This window comes from Mesorhizobium sp. Root157 (assembly GCF_001427385.1).
GTDB lineage: Bacteria > Pseudomonadota > Alphaproteobacteria > Rhizobiales > Rhizobiaceae > Mesorhizobium.
Map to the genome: position 1 here is coordinate 118,273 of NZ_LMGJ01000035.1, position 15,487 is coordinate 133,759.

The 15,487-nt window shown below is 63.3% G+C and carries 16 protein-coding genes; 9 read left to right on the plus strand and 7 right to left on the minus strand.

Going from position 1 to position 15,487, the window contains the following annotated elements; translation table 11 throughout:
* Positions 1–526 precede the first annotated feature (526 nt).
* Complete coding sequence (locus ASD64_RS17245) at positions 527–1,267, plus strand: AzlC family ABC transporter permease (RefSeq protein WP_056107431.1); 741 nt, start codon at positions 527–529, stop codon at positions 1,265–1,267.
* Positions 1,264–1,560 carry an AzlD family protein gene (locus ASD64_RS17250; protein ID WP_056107433.1) on the plus strand — a complete coding sequence of 99 codons (297 nt, stop codon included), beginning with the start codon at positions 1,264–1,266 and terminating at the stop codon, positions 1,558–1,560. The genes ASD64_RS17245 and ASD64_RS17250 overlap by 4 nt, the downstream gene beginning before the upstream one ends.
* Before the next feature lie 269 nt (positions 1,561–1,829).
* Here ASD64_RS17250 and ASD64_RS17255 read toward each other — a convergent pair whose 3' ends face one another.
* The 3 genes from ASD64_RS17255 to ASD64_RS17265 all read right to left on the minus strand — a co-directional run bounded on the left by ASD64_RS17255 (position 1,830) and on the right by ASD64_RS17265 (position 5,240).
* Entirely contained in the window at positions 1,830–3,674 is a 1,845-nt protein-coding gene (locus ASD64_RS17255) for an aminopeptidase P family protein (RefSeq protein WP_056107438.1), read from the minus strand.
* 91 nt (positions 3,675–3,765) lie between these two features.
* A complete protein-coding gene (locus ASD64_RS17260; protein ID WP_056107441.1) occupies positions 3,766–4,638 on the minus strand; it encodes a 50S ribosomal protein L11 methyltransferase in 873 nt (290 codons plus the stop codon).
* Positions 4,639–4,661: 23 nt separating this feature from the next.
* The gene (locus ASD64_RS17265; RefSeq protein ID WP_056107444.1) at positions 4,662–5,240 is read right to left on the minus strand and encodes an SCO family protein; all 579 of its coding nucleotides are present in this window, start codon (positions 5,238–5,240) and stop codon (positions 4,662–4,664) included.
* 233 nt (positions 5,241–5,473) lie between these two features.
* Here ASD64_RS17265 and ASD64_RS17270 point away from each other — a divergent pair, with 233 nt between their 5' ends.
* The 3 genes from ASD64_RS17270 (at position 5,474) to ASD64_RS17280 (ending at position 7,220) form a co-directional block, all read left to right on the plus strand.
* A complete protein-coding gene (locus tag ASD64_RS17270) occupies positions 5,474–5,977 on the plus strand; it encodes a CreA family protein (RefSeq protein ID WP_244480833.1) in 504 nt (167 codons plus the stop codon).
* Between the two features lie 125 nt (positions 5,978–6,102).
* Complete coding sequence (locus ASD64_RS17275; RefSeq protein ID WP_274533367.1) at positions 6,103–6,723, plus strand: DapH/DapD/GlmU-related protein; 621 nt, start codon at positions 6,103–6,105, stop codon at positions 6,721–6,723.
* Between the two features lie 170 nt (positions 6,724–6,893).
* A complete protein-coding gene (locus ASD64_RS17280; protein ID WP_056107448.1) occupies positions 6,894–7,220 on the plus strand; it encodes a hypothetical protein in 327 nt (108 codons plus the stop codon).
* Between the two features lie 125 nt (positions 7,221–7,345).
* Here ASD64_RS17280 and ASD64_RS17285 read toward each other — a convergent pair whose 3' ends face one another.
* Positions 7,346–8,545, minus strand: a complete 1,200-nt coding sequence (locus ASD64_RS17285; protein ID WP_056107450.1) for a hypothetical protein — start codon at positions 8,543–8,545, stop codon at positions 7,346–7,348.
* A gap of 254 nt (positions 8,546–8,799) precedes the next feature.
* Between ASD64_RS17285 and ASD64_RS17290 the strand changes: the two genes are divergently transcribed.
* Positions 8,800–9,240, plus strand: a complete 441-nt coding sequence (locus ASD64_RS17290; RefSeq protein ID WP_056107642.1) for a low affinity iron permease family protein — start codon at positions 8,800–8,802, stop codon at positions 9,238–9,240.
* Between the two features lie 71 nt (positions 9,241–9,311).
* Positions 9,312–9,593, plus strand: coding sequence for a hypothetical protein (locus ASD64_RS17295; RefSeq protein WP_056107645.1), 282 nt, complete (start codon positions 9,312–9,314; stop codon positions 9,591–9,593).
* Positions 9,594–9,761: 168 nt separating this feature from the next.
* Here the strand turns inward: ASD64_RS17295 and ASD64_RS17300 are convergent, their stop codons facing one another.
* Positions 9,762–12,476, minus strand: a complete 2,715-nt coding sequence (locus ASD64_RS17300; protein ID WP_056107453.1) for an ATP-dependent helicase — start codon at positions 12,474–12,476, stop codon at positions 9,762–9,764.
* A gap of 261 nt (positions 12,477–12,737) precedes the next feature.
* On the opposite strand from ASD64_RS17300, the gene ASD64_RS17305 reads away from it, so the two are divergent.
* Entirely contained in the window at positions 12,738–12,986 is a 249-nt protein-coding gene (locus ASD64_RS17305) for a hypothetical protein (protein WP_056107648.1), read from the plus strand.
* 13 nt (positions 12,987–12,999) lie between these two features.
* On the opposite strand, the gene ASD64_RS17310 is transcribed toward ASD64_RS17305, so the two are convergent.
* Both ASD64_RS17310 and ASD64_RS17315 read right to left on the minus strand, forming a co-directional pair.
* Positions 13,000–13,251, minus strand: a complete 252-nt coding sequence (locus ASD64_RS17310) for a hypothetical protein (RefSeq protein WP_056107456.1) — start codon at positions 13,249–13,251, stop codon at positions 13,000–13,002.
* A gap of 93 nt (positions 13,252–13,344) precedes the next feature.
* The gene (locus tag ASD64_RS17315; protein ID WP_056107459.1) at positions 13,345–13,827 is read right to left on the minus strand and encodes a thioesterase family protein; all 483 of its coding nucleotides are present in this window, start codon (positions 13,825–13,827) and stop codon (positions 13,345–13,347) included.
* Positions 13,828–13,931: 104 nt separating this feature from the next.
* On the opposite strand from ASD64_RS17315, the gene ASD64_RS17320 reads away from it, so the two are divergent.
* Positions 13,932–15,341 (plus strand): FAD-binding oxidoreductase, encoded by a 1,410-nt coding sequence (locus tag ASD64_RS17320; RefSeq protein ID WP_056107461.1) that lies wholly within the window; start codon positions 13,932–13,934, stop codon positions 15,339–15,341.
* The last annotated feature ends 146 nt before the right edge of the window (positions 15,342–15,487 follow it).

Genomic DNA, 15,487 nt, shown 5'->3' on the forward strand with positions numbered 1-15,487 from the left:
TGCCCTCGGGTCCACTGGCGCCGAACCAATGGGGGGAGGTCACCGCCGCTCTAACCGTTGCCCGGTGCGCAGCCGGTTCCCGCAAGAGCGATGGCGGGGAGTATGCATGGAGTGGCGAGGGTGTGGACAAGAATGCCGGCGGTTTCTGCTCGAAGCGAGCGAGATCAACCGGTTGGCGAGGTGAAGGGGGTTGGTTTGATCCACGATTGACCGCCGCGATCAGCTTCCAACGTTGGCGCGGTGTCGAACTGTTCCCAGGTCTGGACCGCTGGCCTACTGCCGACATGTCACGAGAAGGTTTCCGGCTCGCGGCCATCGCTCCCTTTGCCGGCATGACGAAGTTCTATTTTGCCGCAGCGGCTCGCTTCAGGGATGACGCGGCTTCAAAATCTCCACTTCGCTCCTTCAGGGATGGCGCTGTGTTGTCGATGTATCGATCATTTCCACTGATCGATTGGCTCAACCGAATTCGTGTGACAGGGCACTGTGCACTGCATACATACGGTGCCTCTCGAAGGGCCGGTTCATGTCTTCGCAAACGATATCAGTGCAATCGACTCAGAGCGCGTTCTGGCAAGGTGCACGCCTCAGCATTCCTGTCGTTGTCGCGTCAGGCCCATTTGCCATGCTGTTCGGGGCCATTGCCGTCGACAACGGTTTTTCGGTCTTCGAGGCCTTCCTGATGAGCGCGGCCGTGTTCGGCGGCGCCAGCCAGATGGTCGGCATCGAACTGTTCGGCCACCACGTAGCGCCCTGGCTGATCGTGCTGTCGATCTTCGCCGTCAACTTCCGGCATGTCCTTTATTCCGCCTCGATCGGCAGAAGCCTCGCCCACTGGTCGGGGCCGAAGCAGGCGATCGCCTATTTCCTGCTCACCGACCCGCAATATGCATTTGCCGAGAGTGAGGCGCAGTCCGGCCGCAAGGTCGGCTTCGTCTGGTATATGGGCGCGGCCCTGACCGTTTACGTATCCTGGAACGCGTTGACGCTGGCCGGCGCGATCGCGGGCCAACTCATTCCCGATACCAGCGCCCTCGGCATCGACTTCCTGCTGCCAATCTACTTCCTTGGCCTCGTCATGGACTTCCGCAAGCGGCCGCTGTGGCTGCCCATCGTGGTTGTCAGCGCCATTGCCTCGATCGTCGCTTACAAGGTGGTCGGCTCGCCCTGGCACGTCTCGCTGGGCGCCGTCGCCGGCGTTGCGCTTGCGGTCATCCTGCCGCCGAGCCATAGCGGCATCGGCGTCGATCCGGAGCATTTGCCATGAGCACGACCTTCTGGATCATCATTGCCGGTGCCATCGCGACGTATCTGACGCGCGTGGGCGGGCATCTGGTTCTGTCGCGGTTCGACACCATTCACCCGCGCGTGGAGGCCGGCCTCAATGCCGTGCCGGCTGCAGTTTTGACGACGCTGGTCGCGCCTGCGGCACTGGGGGCGGGACCAGCCGAATGGGCGGCACTGATCGTCGCCGGCCTGGTTTCGCTGCGCGGCGGCTTGATGTCCATGTTCCTGGCGGGCGCGGTGGTGCTTGTTCTCGCGCGCCAGTTCGTGGGATAGACAGATTCGGGTGATGGCGGCCTGCGAAAGGCGTCTTCCTGCGCTTCCGGTGCTCATGTACCCAAATGTACATTCCGCTCCGGTTCTCGAAAGCCACCATTCTCGGCACGCCCTGACCTGAATCTTCGAGCGAGGTGATGGCGGCCTGCGAAAGGCGTCTTCCTGCGCTTCCGGTGCTCGTGTACCCAAATGTACATTCCGCTCCGATTCTCGAAAGCCGCCATTCTCGGCTCGCCCTGACCTGAATCTCAGTCGTGCCGGTGATGCGCTCAGCTCTTGGCGTCGTGCGGGAGCGGGGCGGTCGCCTTCTCCAGCCATGCCAGTGTTTCGCCGTCGAGCATCGGTCCGATCTCGGCCAGCACGCGGGCGTGATAGGTGTCGAGCCAGTGCAACTCGTCGCGGGTCAGCAGGTCCGCGCGAAGCAGCCTCTTGTCGAACGGCGCAAGGGTCAGCGTTTCAAAGCCGTGCATGGCGATGTCGCCGCCGGGCAGGCTCTCGGCAGGGGTGACCAGGATCAGGTTCTCCAGCCGGATGCCGTAGTGGCCTTCCTTGTAGTAGCCGGGCTCGTTGGACAGCATCATGCCTTCGAGCAGCTTTTCCGTGCCGGTTCGGGCAATGCGCTGCGGGCCTTCGTGAACGGCGAGGTAGGAGCCGACGCCGTGGCCGGTGCCGTGGGCGTAGTCGAGGCCATGCTGCCATAGCGCCATGCGGGCGATGGCGTCGATTTCCGAACCGCGCGTGCCGGCGGGAAAGCGCAGCGTGGAAATCGCGATCAGCCCTTTCAGCACCAGCGTATAACGCTCGCGCATCTCCTCGGTCGGCTGGCCAACGGGAACGGTGCGGGTGATGTCGGTGGTGCCGTCCTGGTACTGCGCCCCGGAATCGAGCAGGAACAGTTCGCCATCCGCGAGCTTGCGGCTGGTGGCGCGCGACACGCGGTAGTGCATGATGGCGCCGTTTGGACCTGCGCCGGAAATGGTGGCGAAGGAGACGTCGCGCAACGGCATCTGCGTTTCCTCGCCAGTGAGGCGGCGGGAGTCCTCCAGCTTCGTCACGACTGCGATCTCGTCGAGGCTGCCGGGCTGCTGGCGCTCGAGCCAGCAGAGCAACCTGGCGACGGCGGCACCGTCGCGCCGGTGGGCGGCGCGGCTGCCGTCGATCTCGGCGCGGTTCTTGGTGGCGCGGGGGATGCGGGCCGGATCCGTGGCTGCGACGACGCTGCCGCCATTGTCCTCGACCAGCGTTCGCAACCTGTCGGCCACCAGGACCGGGTCGAGGGCGATGGCGGCTCCGCTTTTTGCGAGCGTGCTGACGGACGGCTCGAATTCGCCGGGTTCGTGCAACGCGGCAAGCTGGGTCAGGTAGGCGGCCACCTCGCGCGAGAATTTGCGGCTGTCCATGAACAGGTGATGGCGGCCGTCAGCGCCAAGAATGGCGAAGCCCAGCGCCAGCGGCGTGTGTGGCACGTCGTTGCCGCGAATGTTGAAGGCCCAGGCTATGGAGGACGGGTCGGTCAGGATGGCGTGGGTGGCGCCGTCCTTGGCAATAGCGGTGGCCAGGCGGGCCAGCTTGTCCCTGGCCAGTTCGCCGGCGAAGGCGATGGGATGGATCTCGGCCAGGGACAGCGGCGGTTCAGGCTGGTCGTCCCAGACGCTGTCGATGGGATTGCGTTCGACCGGAACGAGTTCGGCGCCGGCTCTATCGGCGGATGCCTGCAGCGCCTTGACCTCGCTGATCGTATGCAGCCACGGGTCGAAGCCGAGCCGCGTTCCCTTGGCGAGATTGTCCCTGATCCAGGCCGGGGGCGGGTTGTCGACGAGGCTTTCGATGGAAAAGACCTCGAGGTCGACTTCGCTGCGCACCTGGAGGGTGTAGCGGCCATCGACAAAGACGAAGGCCCGGTTGGCAAGGATCAGCGCGACGCCTGCGGAGCCGGAAAAACCTGTCAGCCAGCGCAGGCGCGCGGCGCGGGCCGGAACGTACTCGCCCTGATGCTCGTCGGCGCGCGGAACGAGGAAACCGTCCAGCTTGTTGGCGGCAAGCCATTGGCGCAGCTTTGCGACATGGGGCTTGCCGACCGACGGATCGCCGGCAGAATCGAATTTCTGGAACATCGGATGCCCCGCTTTCTGAGTGGTTCGGTTTTATGTGGATCGACGGTAGCGGTAGCGCAACGGGCTGACAATTGCCGGGGAGTGGTCCAGATCAGCGCTTCAGGTGAATGGTGACCCAGCCTTCAAGGTGCAGGGTGCGGATATGGCGGAAGCCTTGCGCAATGTAGGCGGCCACGACCGCATCATGCTGGCGGTCCAGGATGCCCGAAAGCACCAGCGATCCGCCTGGTTCGAGATGCACGACCATTTCGGGCGCGATCTCTATCAACGGGCCGGCGAGGATGTTGGCGACGATGAGGGCGAAGGGGCCACTTCGCTCAAAGACGGGGTGGTCGAAGCCGGTGGCGGTGGCCGTCTCGACCAGGTCCGGGACGCCGTTCAGTTGGACGTTCGCGGTGGCCACTTCGATGGCGACTGGGTCGATGTCGGTCGCCAGCACCGGGATGGCGGCGAGCCTGGCCAGGGCGATGGCAAGCACCGCGCTGCCGGTGCCGAGGTCCAGCGCGTTGCGCGGATGCTCGCTTGCGACCACGCTCTCCAGCATTTCGAGGCAGCCGGCGGTGGTGCCGTGATGGCCGGTGCCGAAGGCAAGGCCGGCCTCGATCTCGATGGCGATGTCGTCTGGCTTGATCTGGTCGCGGTCGTGTGCGCCGTGGACGAAGAAGCGCCCGGCGCGGACCGGCTTCAGCCCTTCCAGCGAGCGGGCGACCCAGTCGATGTCGGGAACGGTTTCGCGCTCCAGCGGTTTGTCGACAGCAAGGGCGGTGAGCAGAGCGAGAACTTGCGCCTCGACGGCGTCGATGTCGCCATCGGCGTAGAGGGAAATCTCATGAATGTCGCGGTCCTCGTCCACCTCGAGCACCGAGAACGGCCAGCCGTCGTCCTCGAAAGCTGATTCCATGGCGGCGAAGATGCGCTCGGCCTCGGCCTTCGACGTGGTCAGGTAGAGGCGCGTCTGGGTCATAAGGGGCAGATGTCCCGTGTTGGTCAGCCTTCGGCCGCAAGCCGCTTCAGCTTGGCGAGGGCGTTGCTGGCGCTTTCGCCATAAGCGATGGTTCCGGCAAAGTCACCCTTGGCGTTCAGCAGAAGCACGGAGGCGGTGTGGTCCATGGTGTAGTCGCCGTCCTCGGTCGGCACTTTCTTCGAATAGATGCCGAAGGATTTGGCCATGGCCTGTACCTTGTCCGGCTGGCCGGTGATGCCGACGATGCGGTCGGAGAAGTTGGAGATGTAGGTGTTCATGATCTCGGGCGTATCGCGTTCGGGGTCGATGGACACGAAGTAGGCGTTGATGCCCTTGCCCTCGTCGCCCAGCGTGTTCAGCCAACCGGCCATTTCGAGTAATGTGGTGGGGCACACTTCGGGGCAGTGGGTGAAGCCGAAGAAAACCACGCTCGGATGACCGCGCAGCGCAGCCTCGGTGATCGGCTGGCCCGTCTGGTCGATGAGGGCGAAGGGCGCGCCGAAAGGTTCGCCGCTGTAGCGGGTGCTGTACCAATCGAAAGTGAGCCAGCCGATGCCGGCGGCCATCAGGACGAGGATTCCGATGAGGATCGAGCGCATCATGAGACGAATTCCGCATTAATTCACGGGCAACAGGCTGCCCGCGCCAAACATGTCCGCAAATCCCTGCCGCGACGAATAACAAAATGGTGCGCAGGATTTCAGTCCGCACTGTTAGCGCTTCCTGCAAAGGCAGCATAGGCGCCCTGATGCCGCAAGGCACCGGAAGATGTGCTTGCATTTCCGGCTCCGGCGCACCACTTGCAATTCCTGCGAATGCAACCAGGGAGCGTTCCTTGCACAACCTTATCGGGCGACATCTGATCGGCGGCCTCGCGGCTGCAGGCATTGCAATCCTTTCAGGCACGGCTTTCGCCCAGGAAGTCGGCAAGGTCGGCGTCGATTGGCTGGGCAACGATATTGTCATCGAAGCGGTCAAGGACCCCAAGGTGGAGGGCGTGACCTGCCATGTGTCCTATTTCGATCGTGGCGTGATCGACCGCCTGCAGAAAGGCAACTGGTTCGAGGATCCCTCCGATTCCTCGATTTCCTGCCGCCAGACCGGACCGATCAGGATCGGCGACATCAATCTGGGCGAGGATGGCGAAGAGGTCTTCAAGCAGGGCATCAGCCTGATCTGGAAGAAGCAGGTGGTCAACCGAATCTACGACAAGGCGAACGACACGCTTATCTACCTTTCCCATTCGCGCCAGGTGCAGGACGGTTCGGCCAAGATGTCGATCACGTCGGTGCCGCTCTATGGCCAGGCAGTTGAGTGGAGCAAGGGCAAGCCGCAATAGGATTCAGATGATGGTGACCTGCAAGCGGCAACTTCGGCTCACCCTGGTCTGAATTCCCCAGCACCATGGGACGGCTTGCGGCGCGTCGGGCGGCGTCGTACAGCCGATGCATGAGCGAGCAGCCGATGCCGAGGGATTCCGAGCCGCGCATTCATCCGACCGCCGAGTTGAAGGGGTGCCGGCTGGCGCCCTTCGTGTCGATCGGCGAGCGGGTGGTGCTGCGCGAGGTGAGCGTTGGGGCTTTCACCTATTTCGAACGCCATGCCGAAGCGATCTATTCGACCATCGGCAAATTCTGCTCCATTGCAGCCAATACCCGTATCAACGCCCTTGAGCACCCGATCGAGCGGCTGACCCAGCACAAGGTCAGCTATCGCCCGAACGAGTATTTCCGCTATCTCGGCGTTGACGCTGCTTTTCGCGAGCGCCGGCAGGCGAAGGCGGTGACCATCGGTCATGATGTGTGGATCGGACACGGCGCGGTGGTGATGCCCGGCGTGACCATCGGCAACGGTGCCGTGATCGGCGCCAATGCAGTCGTGACGCGCGACGTCGCACCCTACCGCATCGTTGCCGGTTCTCCGGGGCGGGTGCTGCGCTTGCGCTTTCCGGCCGAGACTGCGGCACGGATCGAACGCCTGTCCTGGTGGGATTGGCCGGCGGAAAAGCTCGGCCGCGCCGTTCCCGACATGCAGGCCTTGCCGATCGAGGCATTTCTCGACCGTTGGGAAGACGGCGAAGCCTGACGGTAACCACGTCACTTAAGGTAAAAGATTAGCGTTAAAAATTGGAAAACGGGTTGTGTATATGAAATACTACAATCTGTAATTGCATTATTTGCATGAAACCATATCCTGATCTCGGAGGTAATCGTCGGAAGTTGAAGGAAACACCGTCAGCAACAAAGGAGAAAGTCATGAACAAGATCACTGTTGTACTTGCTGCCGCAGCCGTTTCCTTCTGGACCGTTGGCGCCCAGGCCGGTGGTGGCTGGGGTACTACCGGCGGCAACTACGGCCTGTCGAGCGGGCTGATCAACGTCTCGCCCTCGGTAGGGCTTGGCAATGTCAGCGTTCTGAACGGGATCGGAAACGGCAACGCCATTTTGAGCGGCAATGTCGTGTCCGGCATCCTGAACGGCAACAAGACCAATATCGGCAGCGGCATCAATGGTGTGCTGAGCGGGATCGGGGTGAACCTGTTCGGCGGCAACAGCTACAAGATGGGTAGCCGGCACCACTGAGGTGGGTCGCATGGATGCCTGGCATGTAACCGCCCAAGCCTGACACAGCTTGGAGACTGCAGCATGGCGTTCATGCGGGCAGGAGAGCCTTGCACACTCTCCTGCCACTTTGCGGGACGACCGGATCAGATGTCGGTACGCAGGCCGACAAAGGCGTCGAGCGTTTTTTCGCGTTGCTCGATGATGGTCTTGAAAGTGCTGGAGGCGTCGATCCGCACCACGAGGCTGAGCGGTTTGCGCAATGCATAGGTGGCTTCGGCGTAGACGCCGCGGCTGCGTTCCTCGTTCTCGAACAGGAGATTTTGCCTGGCTTCACAGAAGACGCCGGAGGCGAGTGCGAACCGTTCGCTGACCTTCCAGCCCAATTCCAGTTCGGCCCGTTGCAGCCATGAGGCAAGCGGGTCGTCGCTTTCGACGGTTTCGTAGCGGCCAAACCAGGCGGTGCGCAGTTCAAAGCCGTGCGGCAAGGGTTGTGCAAGCCGCAACTGCCATGTCGGCCTGATCCCGCTGTAGATGTCTTGCGTGCCGCGCAGCCACTCGACCCCCAGAGCAAGGCCGAGGCTCAGGCCGCTTTTTTCCCGAACTGCCCATTCGGCGCGTATCGCCGTGAGAACGAAGGAGAGCGCGACCGGCGGGAAGCCGAGCCGCTCGACCGACGCGACAAGGGTCGAGGCCGAGCCACCGAAGGCCAGGGCGCCGACCGTGCGGGTGACGCGTGCCAGAAGCTGGAAGCGGTTCACGTCAGGGTCGAGCCGCGCGGGTGCAAGGATCGCGTTTTCGAAACGGGTCCTGCCGGTGGTCTCGAAACTTTCCGAAGCTTCCATGATCAGCGTCGTTGCATTGCCGAGATCGATGCCCAATTGCGCTTGACCGCTCACCTCCTGCTTCAGGGCGCGGGTGCCGATCACCACAGCGCCAAGGTCGAGGTCGTCTCCGGTGCTGGAGACGCGGTAGTTGAGGGAACCGCGCAATTCGGCTGCGGCGGAAAGTCGGCGGAAGGCATGTGCAGACAAGGCCAGCGCACGGTCGTCCTCAAAGGTGATGCGGTCGTGGCGTGTCGCTTCGAAAGCAGCGCCCATGCCGGCATTGGCGTCGGCGTCGCCCCATTGGCGCTGCGATGAGCCGCGCAGCAGCGTCACCCAATCGGCAACGGCGCGATCGCTGTCCAGCGCGTTGCTGGTCCAGTGCCGTTCGATGCTGGCGGTTGTGGCCGGGGCTGCCGGTTCGGCCTGTGCCGGCGCGGTGAGGGCAAATGCGAACAACATGGCCCGGCAAGGATGCAGCTTCGCCGATCGCTGTCTCTTGCGCCGTGAAGCTGGGTTCATGTCTTGCTATCCGGCGTTCGGACCCCTTCCGCCATGCGGGGGTGGCGCGGCGGAAGGGGCCGGAGGTTACCGCCCTGAAGCGGAAGGAACAGGCTCTCTTGCCTGCAACCGCACTGTCTCATTTCTCCTATAAGGTGAAGTTTATGTAGTGCGCAACTTTAAGGTTGCATCCGGTTGCAATGAAATTCGAGGTTGTTCGGAACCTTGTGACCGGCGAGGCGGTTCTTTCGGGCAGACAGCGAGGACTGGCGCGCATGCTGGAGAAACACTTCACCAAGGTGGCCAACGCGGTTGCCTACCTGACCGGCTTGCCGCTGACTTTTGCCATTTGCGTTGCGGTGGTTGCGGGGTGGGCGGTGAGCGGGCCGTTGTTCGGTTTTTCCGACACGTGGCAGCTGATTATCAACACCGGCACCACGATCGTCACCTTTCTCATGGTGTTCCTGATCCAGAACACTCAGAACCGCGACGGCGCGGCGATCCAGGCCAAGCTCGACGAGTTGATACGGGTGGGGAGCGGGCACAACCATTTCATCGGGATCGAGCACCTGACCGAATCGGAAGTGGAGGAAATCCGCCGCAAATGCGAGGAGGCGGCAGCGCGCCACGACAAGGAGATTGCCAGGCAGGCCAAGACGAAGGCCGCGCGCAAGCTCGTTTCGCCCAAGAACGGCGCGCGCAAGACGGCAGCGTGAGGTTGACCGGTCTGTTGCGAACCGGGCATGGTCGCGGCAACGGGATGATTGCCAAGGCGAGGAGACGGACGGTGGCCGATTGGGTCGAGATCCTGCGCGAACAGAGTGCGACCGGCGAGCAGACGGCGCGCGAGGTGCCGGCCATCCTTGACAATCCCGACGTCAGCGAAGCGCAGGTGCAGGCGCTGTTTTCGGAGCTGGAGAAGCAGGCTGAGTTCGTGGAGAAACTGCGCATGGCGCTGGAGAAGTTCGGCCACGATTTTCCGGTGATCGAGGCAGCCGAGAAGCTGGAGGAACGCTATTGCGACCTTGCCGCCTCCGCCGCCGAAAAACTCAAGGCGATGCGGGGGTAGCGGAACTGGGCGCGGTCGATTGGTCCTAGATGTGGAGCGATCTTTCAGATTCGCTGGCTGCGCTCTAAGTACCTGTTTCTATGCATGTCGTTATCCCGAAACCGTTCCCATTTTCGGGCGACATGCATTAAATCAAGTCCAGGTTTATCAATGGGGCAAACCCGCCGCTCACACCGCGCTGACAAACCCGTCCAGCACCTTCTTCTGGCCGGCGCGGTCGAAGTCGATGGTGAGCTTGTTGCCTTCGATGGCCGAGATGTTGCCGTTGCCGAATTTCTGGTGGAAGACGCGGTCGCCGACGCTGAAGGGCGAGGGAGCGTCGGCCACCGATTTCGCCACCAGTTCGCCCTCGATCATGCGGCCCTTGACCGAGCCGCGCCCGGCGCCGTAGCCGGAATCGGTTTCGCCATAGCCGATGCGCTCGACGGCGTGGCCGGAACGGGTGCCCCAGTTGCGGCTCGTCGCTTCGGTGCGGTTTTGCTGGGCGCGCTGCCAGCCCGGCGTGGCATAGGTGTTGGAGAAGGAGCCGCCGCGCTGATTGTCCGACTTCTGGTCGCCTGACGACGAGCCGAGGCTGTCGAAGCGCGAAGCGCCATAAGGGTTCTGGCGGCCGCCGCGCCCTGAGGCGAAGGACGAGCCGCCGTAAGGATTACCGTAGCCGCCATAGGAGTTGCCGGCCTCGGCCACCTCGACATGGGCTTCCGGCAGTTCCTCGAGGAAGCGGGACGGGATGGTCGATTGCCACAGGCCGTGGATGCGGCGGTTGGAGACGAACCAGATGTGCAGGTTCTTCTTGGCGCGGGTGAGGCCGACATAGGCGAGGCGGCGTTCCTCCTCCAGCCCGGAGCGGCCGCCTTCGTCGAGCGCGCGCTGGTGCGGAAACAATCCCTCTTCCCAGCCGGGGAGGAATACGGTCTCGAATTCCAGCCCCTTGGCTGAATGCAGCGTCATGATGGAGACGGCATCGAGGTCTTCGTTCTGCTCGGCGTCCATGACCAGGGCGACATGTTCGAGGAAGGAGCGCAGCGATTCGTACTCCTCCATCGAGCGGATCAGCTCTTTCAGGTTTTCCAGCCGCCCCGGCGCGTCGGCGGAGCGGTCGTTCTTCCACATATCGGTGTAGCCGCTCTCTTCGAGAATGGTCTCGGCGAGTTCAGTGTGCGGCGTCGATTCCAGTTGGCCCTGCCAGCGGGCGAAATTGGCGGCGACCTCGCGAAGGGCCGCGCGCGGCTTCGGCTTCAGCTCGTCGCTTTCGGCCAGTTTGCCGGCGGCCTCCAGCATCGGAGCGCGGAGCGCGCGCGCCGTGTCGTGGATCTGGCGGATGGCGGATTCGCCAAGGCCGCGCTTGGGCAAGTTGACGATGCGCTCGAAGGCGAGGTCGTCGGTGGGGTTGGCGACGACGCGCAGATAAGCCAGCGCGTCGCGGATTTCCTGGCGCTCGTAGAAGCGCGGGCCGCCGATGACGCGATAGTTCAGGCCGATTTCGATGAAGCGGTCCTCGAAGGAGCGCATCTGGAAGGAAGCGCGCACCAGGATGGCCATGTCGTTCAGCGGGTGCTTGCCGCGCTGATAGGCCTCGATGGTTTCGCCGATGGCGCGGGCTTCCTCGTCGGAATCCCAGGCGGCGTGGACGTTGACCTTGGCGTCTTCGGGGTCGGGCCGGTCGGTGAACAGGGTTTTGCCGAGCCGGCCCTCATTGTGGGAGATGAGATGCGAGGCCGCGCCCAGGATATGCGCGGTGGAGCGGTAGTTGCGCTCGAGGCGGATGACAGTGGCGCCCGGAAAATCCTTGTCGAAGCGCAGGATGTTGTCCACCTCCGCGCCGCGCCAGCCATAGATCGACTGATCGTCATCGCCGACGCAGCAGATGTTAATTTGCTGTGTTGGTTTGTTTTCGCTCGCGGGGTTTCTCTCGCTCACGGGCCGCATCGCCGCCTCTGGCGGCTGGCCCTCCGCGGGGGCGGGCGAAACGTCGCCCGGCAGCCGGTCGGCTGCTCGGCTTTCGGCCGGAAGATTAGCAGATTGCTTTGGCCTTTGGGCCAGCAAGCGCAGCCACATATATTGCGCGGTGTTGGTGTCCTGATACTCGTCGACGAGGATGTATTTGAAGCGGCGGTGGTATTCGGCCAGCACGTCGTGATGGGCACGGAAGATGCGGATCGGGTGGCACAGAAGATCGCCGAAGTCGCAGGCGTTCAGCGTAGTCAGCCGATCCTGATAGGCGCGGTAGAGTTCGCGGCCGCGGCCATTTCCGAAGGCGCGGGCGTCGCCTTCCGGGATATCGGCGGGGCCAAGGCCCTTGTTCTTCCAGCCGTCGATCATCTGGGCGAAGGTGCGCGGCGCCCAGCGCTTGTCGTCAAGCCCTTCGGCCTGGATCAACTGCTTGATGAGGCGGATGACGTCGTCGGTGTCGAGGATGGTGAAGTCGGAGCGCAGGCCGGCGAGTTCGGCATGACGGCGCAGGAGCTTGACGCCGATGGAGTGGAAGGTTCCCAGCCACGGCATGCCCTCGATGGCCTCGCCGACCAGCAAGCCGATGCGGTTCTTCATCTCGCGCGCCGCCTTGTTGGTGAAGGTGACGGCGAGGATCTGGCTGGGCCACGCTTTGCCCTGGCTGAGAATATGGGCGATGCGGGTGGTGAGCACGCGCGTCTTGCCGGTGCCGGCGCCGGCCAGAACGAGGACCGGGCCTTCGGTGGTCTCCACCGCCAGCCGCTGTTCGGGGTTCAGCCCTTTCAGGTAATCGGGTTGGCCGCCCTGACCGTGGCGCGCAGCCATGGCGCGCGCGGCGATGCCGGAAGGCGCGGACGAGCCTTCGGACGGGGCAGGGCGCCGCGCATCCGATTCGTCGAAGAAGGGCATGTCGTCTGGAAAACCGGACATCGCACCCGAATGTAGTGATTCGGCGACGAAAGGCCAGCGTGTTGGTGTTTTGTTCGCCTGGAGACGGGGCCGGGATTCAGGTGACGGCGGTGCGCCGATACCTGGAAAAGCGTTTCCTGAAATCCACACCGGCGAAGCATCTGGGCGTAAACGGCGAGTTTGGCCTTGCCCCTTCTGCGTGGTCGTTTAAGTCTGTCCGGGTCGGCGCGCGTATCAATGGCCTCGGTTGTGTCGAGGCAGGCCGGCGGCAAGGGACGAGGAATGGACGACAATTTCGACAAGGCCGGTATCGCGGTCATTATCGTGTTCGGCGCACTTATCCTTGGCGGCCTGATGGCGGCCAATCTCGCCATCGGCGACCGTAACGGCTTTTTGTTTGCGCTGGGCGCAGCCTTCACTGCATGGATCGCCGGGCATGTGGTGCTGTTCGACCTGCCGCGCATCTATGCCGCGCTGATCGGCATCGCGGCATTGATGGCGCTGGCCTCGACGGTTTCCTTCGCCTTCTAGAGAAGTGCCTGATTCAGTTTCGCGATGAGAAGTTGCGCCTTGAACGCGCCTGCTTGAGGATGGCGCGCCAGCGGACCATGTCGAAGGGGATGGGGTCGCGATTGGCGACGATCTCGAAGATGCGGTTTTCCAGGTTCTTCAGCGAACGCCAGAAATCGTAGTCGGACAGGCGCGGATCGGCAGCCAGCCGCTCGGCTTCCAGCGTGACGCTGTTTGCCGCGACGTGCCGCCGTTGCGGAGCCGGCAGATTGTCTTGCGTGTCCATGACACTGGAGTGGCGGCGCTGGTGATTCGATGCAAACCGAATAGGCCGCCATCCCCATCTTTGTCGGCCTGTCGCGGTAACGATATATGACGGTCAGGCTTTCTTGCGTCGAATGCCGATCGAGCGGCCGGCGCGTTCGGGCACGGCAAGCGATGCGTGGGCGGCGCGCATCGCCTCGATATTGGCCATGATGTCGGAGGGGAAAGACGCGACCTTGGGGCCGGTCATGTCGACATGCAGCGACATGGATTCGGAGGTGGCGGCCAGCCAGCCGTCGACGTGGCGGATTTCCTGAAAGACATGCAGGCGCTTGGCGTCGCAATCGAGAAGATGGAAGCTGACGGCGACTTTGTGGTCGAGGTGGAGTTCCTGCACGTAGCAGACGTGGACTTCCGCCGTGTAGATGGTGAGCCGCCGCTCTTTCGCATAGGCCGGACCAAGCCCCAGCGCTTCGAAGGCCTCGTCGGAACCGCGATCGAACAGGACGTTGTAATAGGCCATGTTGAGGTGGCCGTTATAGTCGATCCAGTCCTTCTCGATGTCCATGACGCGGGAGACGAAGGGGGCGGTGGTCATGCTGGGCTATTCTCCATTCGACGTTCGATGTGCTGGACAAAAAGGTGCGAACGGCACAGTACGGATCGTTACATGTGTGGCAAGGGTCCATTCGCGGAGGAAACATGGCTCTGAGCGACCTGATGGCGGTTCAACGCAACGAGGACGGCATCGCCGCCGTTGCCGGCATTCTCAAGCAAAGGTTCGGCGAGCGCTTCCAGACCGGCCAGTCCATCCGCGAGCAGCATGGCCACACCACGACCTACATCCCCAACCAGGTGCCGGATGGGGTGGTGTTTCCCGAGACGACGGCGGAAGTGCAGGAGATCGTGCGCGCCTGTGGCGACCACCGCGTGCCGGTGATCGCCTTCGGCGTCGGTTCTTCGCTGGAAGGGCATGTCAATGCGCCGGGCGGCGGCATTTCGCTCGACACATCGCGCATGAACCGCATCCTTGCCGTCAACGCCGAGGACCTCGATTGCACGGTGGAGCCCGGCGTCACGCGCGAAGACCTCAACCGGCATTTGCGCGATACCGGCCTGTTCTTTCCGATCGACCCCGGCGCCAACGCCTCGCTGGGCGGCATGGCGGCGACGCGGGCGTCGGGCACCAACGCCGTGCGTTACGGCACCATGCGCGAAAGCGTCCTTTCGCTGACGGCGGTAATGGCCGATGGCGAGACGGTGACGACGGGCAAGCGGGCGAAGAAGAGTGCGGCCGGCTACGATCTCACCCGATTGCTGGTCGGCTCGGAAGGCACGCTCGGCATCATCACCGCGCTCACCTTGCGGCTGCAAGGCATCCCGCAGGCGATTTCGGGTGGCGTGTGCCCGTTTCCGACGCTTGAAGCAGCCTGCCAGGCGGTGATTGCGACCATCCAGATGGGCATTCCGGTGGCGCGCATCGAACTGGTCAACGGTTTGCAGATGCGGGCGATGAAGAATTATTCAAAGCTCGATTACTCGGAAAGCCCGTGCCTGTTCCTCGAATTCCACGGCAGCGAAGCCAGCGTGGCCGAGCAGGCGGAAAGTTTCGGCATGATCGCCGAAGAGCAAGGCGGCGGGCCGTTTCTTTGGACGAGCGTGGCCGAGGAACGCGCCAAGCTGTGGGACGCGCGCCACAACGCCTATTGGGCATCGCTGACGCTGAGGCCGGGCGCCAAGGGGCTTTCCACGGATGTCTGCGTGCCGATTTCGCGGTTGGCGCAATGCGTGGCCGAAACCGAGGAGGATATCGCCGAGATGGGGCTGATTGCCCCGATCGTCGGCCATGCCGGCGACGGCAATTTCCACACGCTGGTGCTGATGGACCCGGACAATCCGGCCGAAATCGCCAAGGTGGAGGCGTTCGTGGCGCGGCTGAACATGCGCGCCATTGCCATGGACGGCACTTGCACCGGCGAGCACGGCATCGGGCAGGGCAAGGCCGGTTTCCTGCAGCATGAACTCGGTCACGGTGTGGACGTGATGCGCACGATCAAACAGGCGCTCGATCCGCTGAATATCCTCAATCCGGGGAAGATATTGCCGGCGTGACCGGATCCACGGGCAGCCCTGCGAAGGCGGGTGCCTCTTTATCGACACGCGAACGGTCTATCTCATTGTTTGAGCGTCGGATTGCGCCGAAACCGGTTTCCACTTTCCGGCTGGAGGCTCTAGAGTGCGCGGAACTTTTCGCCGAT

What these genes read in the sequence shown, in the direction of transcription:
- ASD64_RS17245 (WP_056107431.1), top strand. Translation starts at nt 527, where the DNA reads ATGTCTTCGCAAACGATATCAGTGCAATCGACTCAGAGCGCGTTCTGG.
- ASD64_RS17250 (WP_056107433.1), top strand. Translation starts at nt 1,264, where the DNA reads ATGAGCACGACCTTCTGGATCATCATTGCCGGTGCCATCGCGACGTAT.
- ASD64_RS17255 (WP_056107438.1), bottom strand. Translation starts at nt 3,674, where the DNA reads ATGTTCCAGAAATTCGATTCTGCCGGCGATCCGTCGGTCGGCAAGCCC.
- ASD64_RS17260 (WP_056107441.1), bottom strand. Translation starts at nt 4,638, where the DNA reads ATGACCCAGACGCGCCTCTACCTGACCACGTCGAAGGCCGAGGCCGAG.
- ASD64_RS17265 (WP_056107444.1), bottom strand. Translation starts at nt 5,240, where the DNA reads ATGATGCGCTCGATCCTCATCGGAATCCTCGTCCTGATGGCCGCCGGC.
- ASD64_RS17275 (WP_274533367.1), top strand. Translation starts at nt 6,103, where the DNA reads ATGCCGAGGGATTCCGAGCCGCGCATTCATCCGACCGCCGAGTTGAAG.
- ASD64_RS17280 (WP_056107448.1), top strand. Translation starts at nt 6,894, where the DNA reads ATGAACAAGATCACTGTTGTACTTGCTGCCGCAGCCGTTTCCTTCTGG.
- ASD64_RS17285 (WP_056107450.1), bottom strand. Translation starts at nt 8,545, where the DNA reads ATGAACCCAGCTTCACGGCGCAAGAGACAGCGATCGGCGAAGCTGCAT.
- ASD64_RS17290 (WP_056107642.1), top strand. Translation starts at nt 8,800, where the DNA reads ATGCTGGAGAAACACTTCACCAAGGTGGCCAACGCGGTTGCCTACCTG.
- ASD64_RS17300 (WP_056107453.1), bottom strand. Translation starts at nt 12,476, where the DNA reads ATGTCCGGTTTTCCAGACGACATGCCCTTCTTCGACGAATCGGATGCG.
- ASD64_RS17305 (WP_056107648.1), top strand. Translation starts at nt 12,738, where the DNA reads ATGGACGACAATTTCGACAAGGCCGGTATCGCGGTCATTATCGTGTTC.
- ASD64_RS17310 (WP_056107456.1), bottom strand. Translation starts at nt 13,251, where the DNA reads ATGGACACGCAAGACAATCTGCCGGCTCCGCAACGGCGGCACGTCGCG.
- ASD64_RS17315 (WP_056107459.1), bottom strand. Translation starts at nt 13,827, where the DNA reads ATGACCACCGCCCCCTTCGTCTCCCGCGTCATGGACATCGAGAAGGAC.
- ASD64_RS17320 (WP_056107461.1), top strand. Translation starts at nt 13,932, where the DNA reads ATGGCTCTGAGCGACCTGATGGCGGTTCAACGCAACGAGGACGGCATC.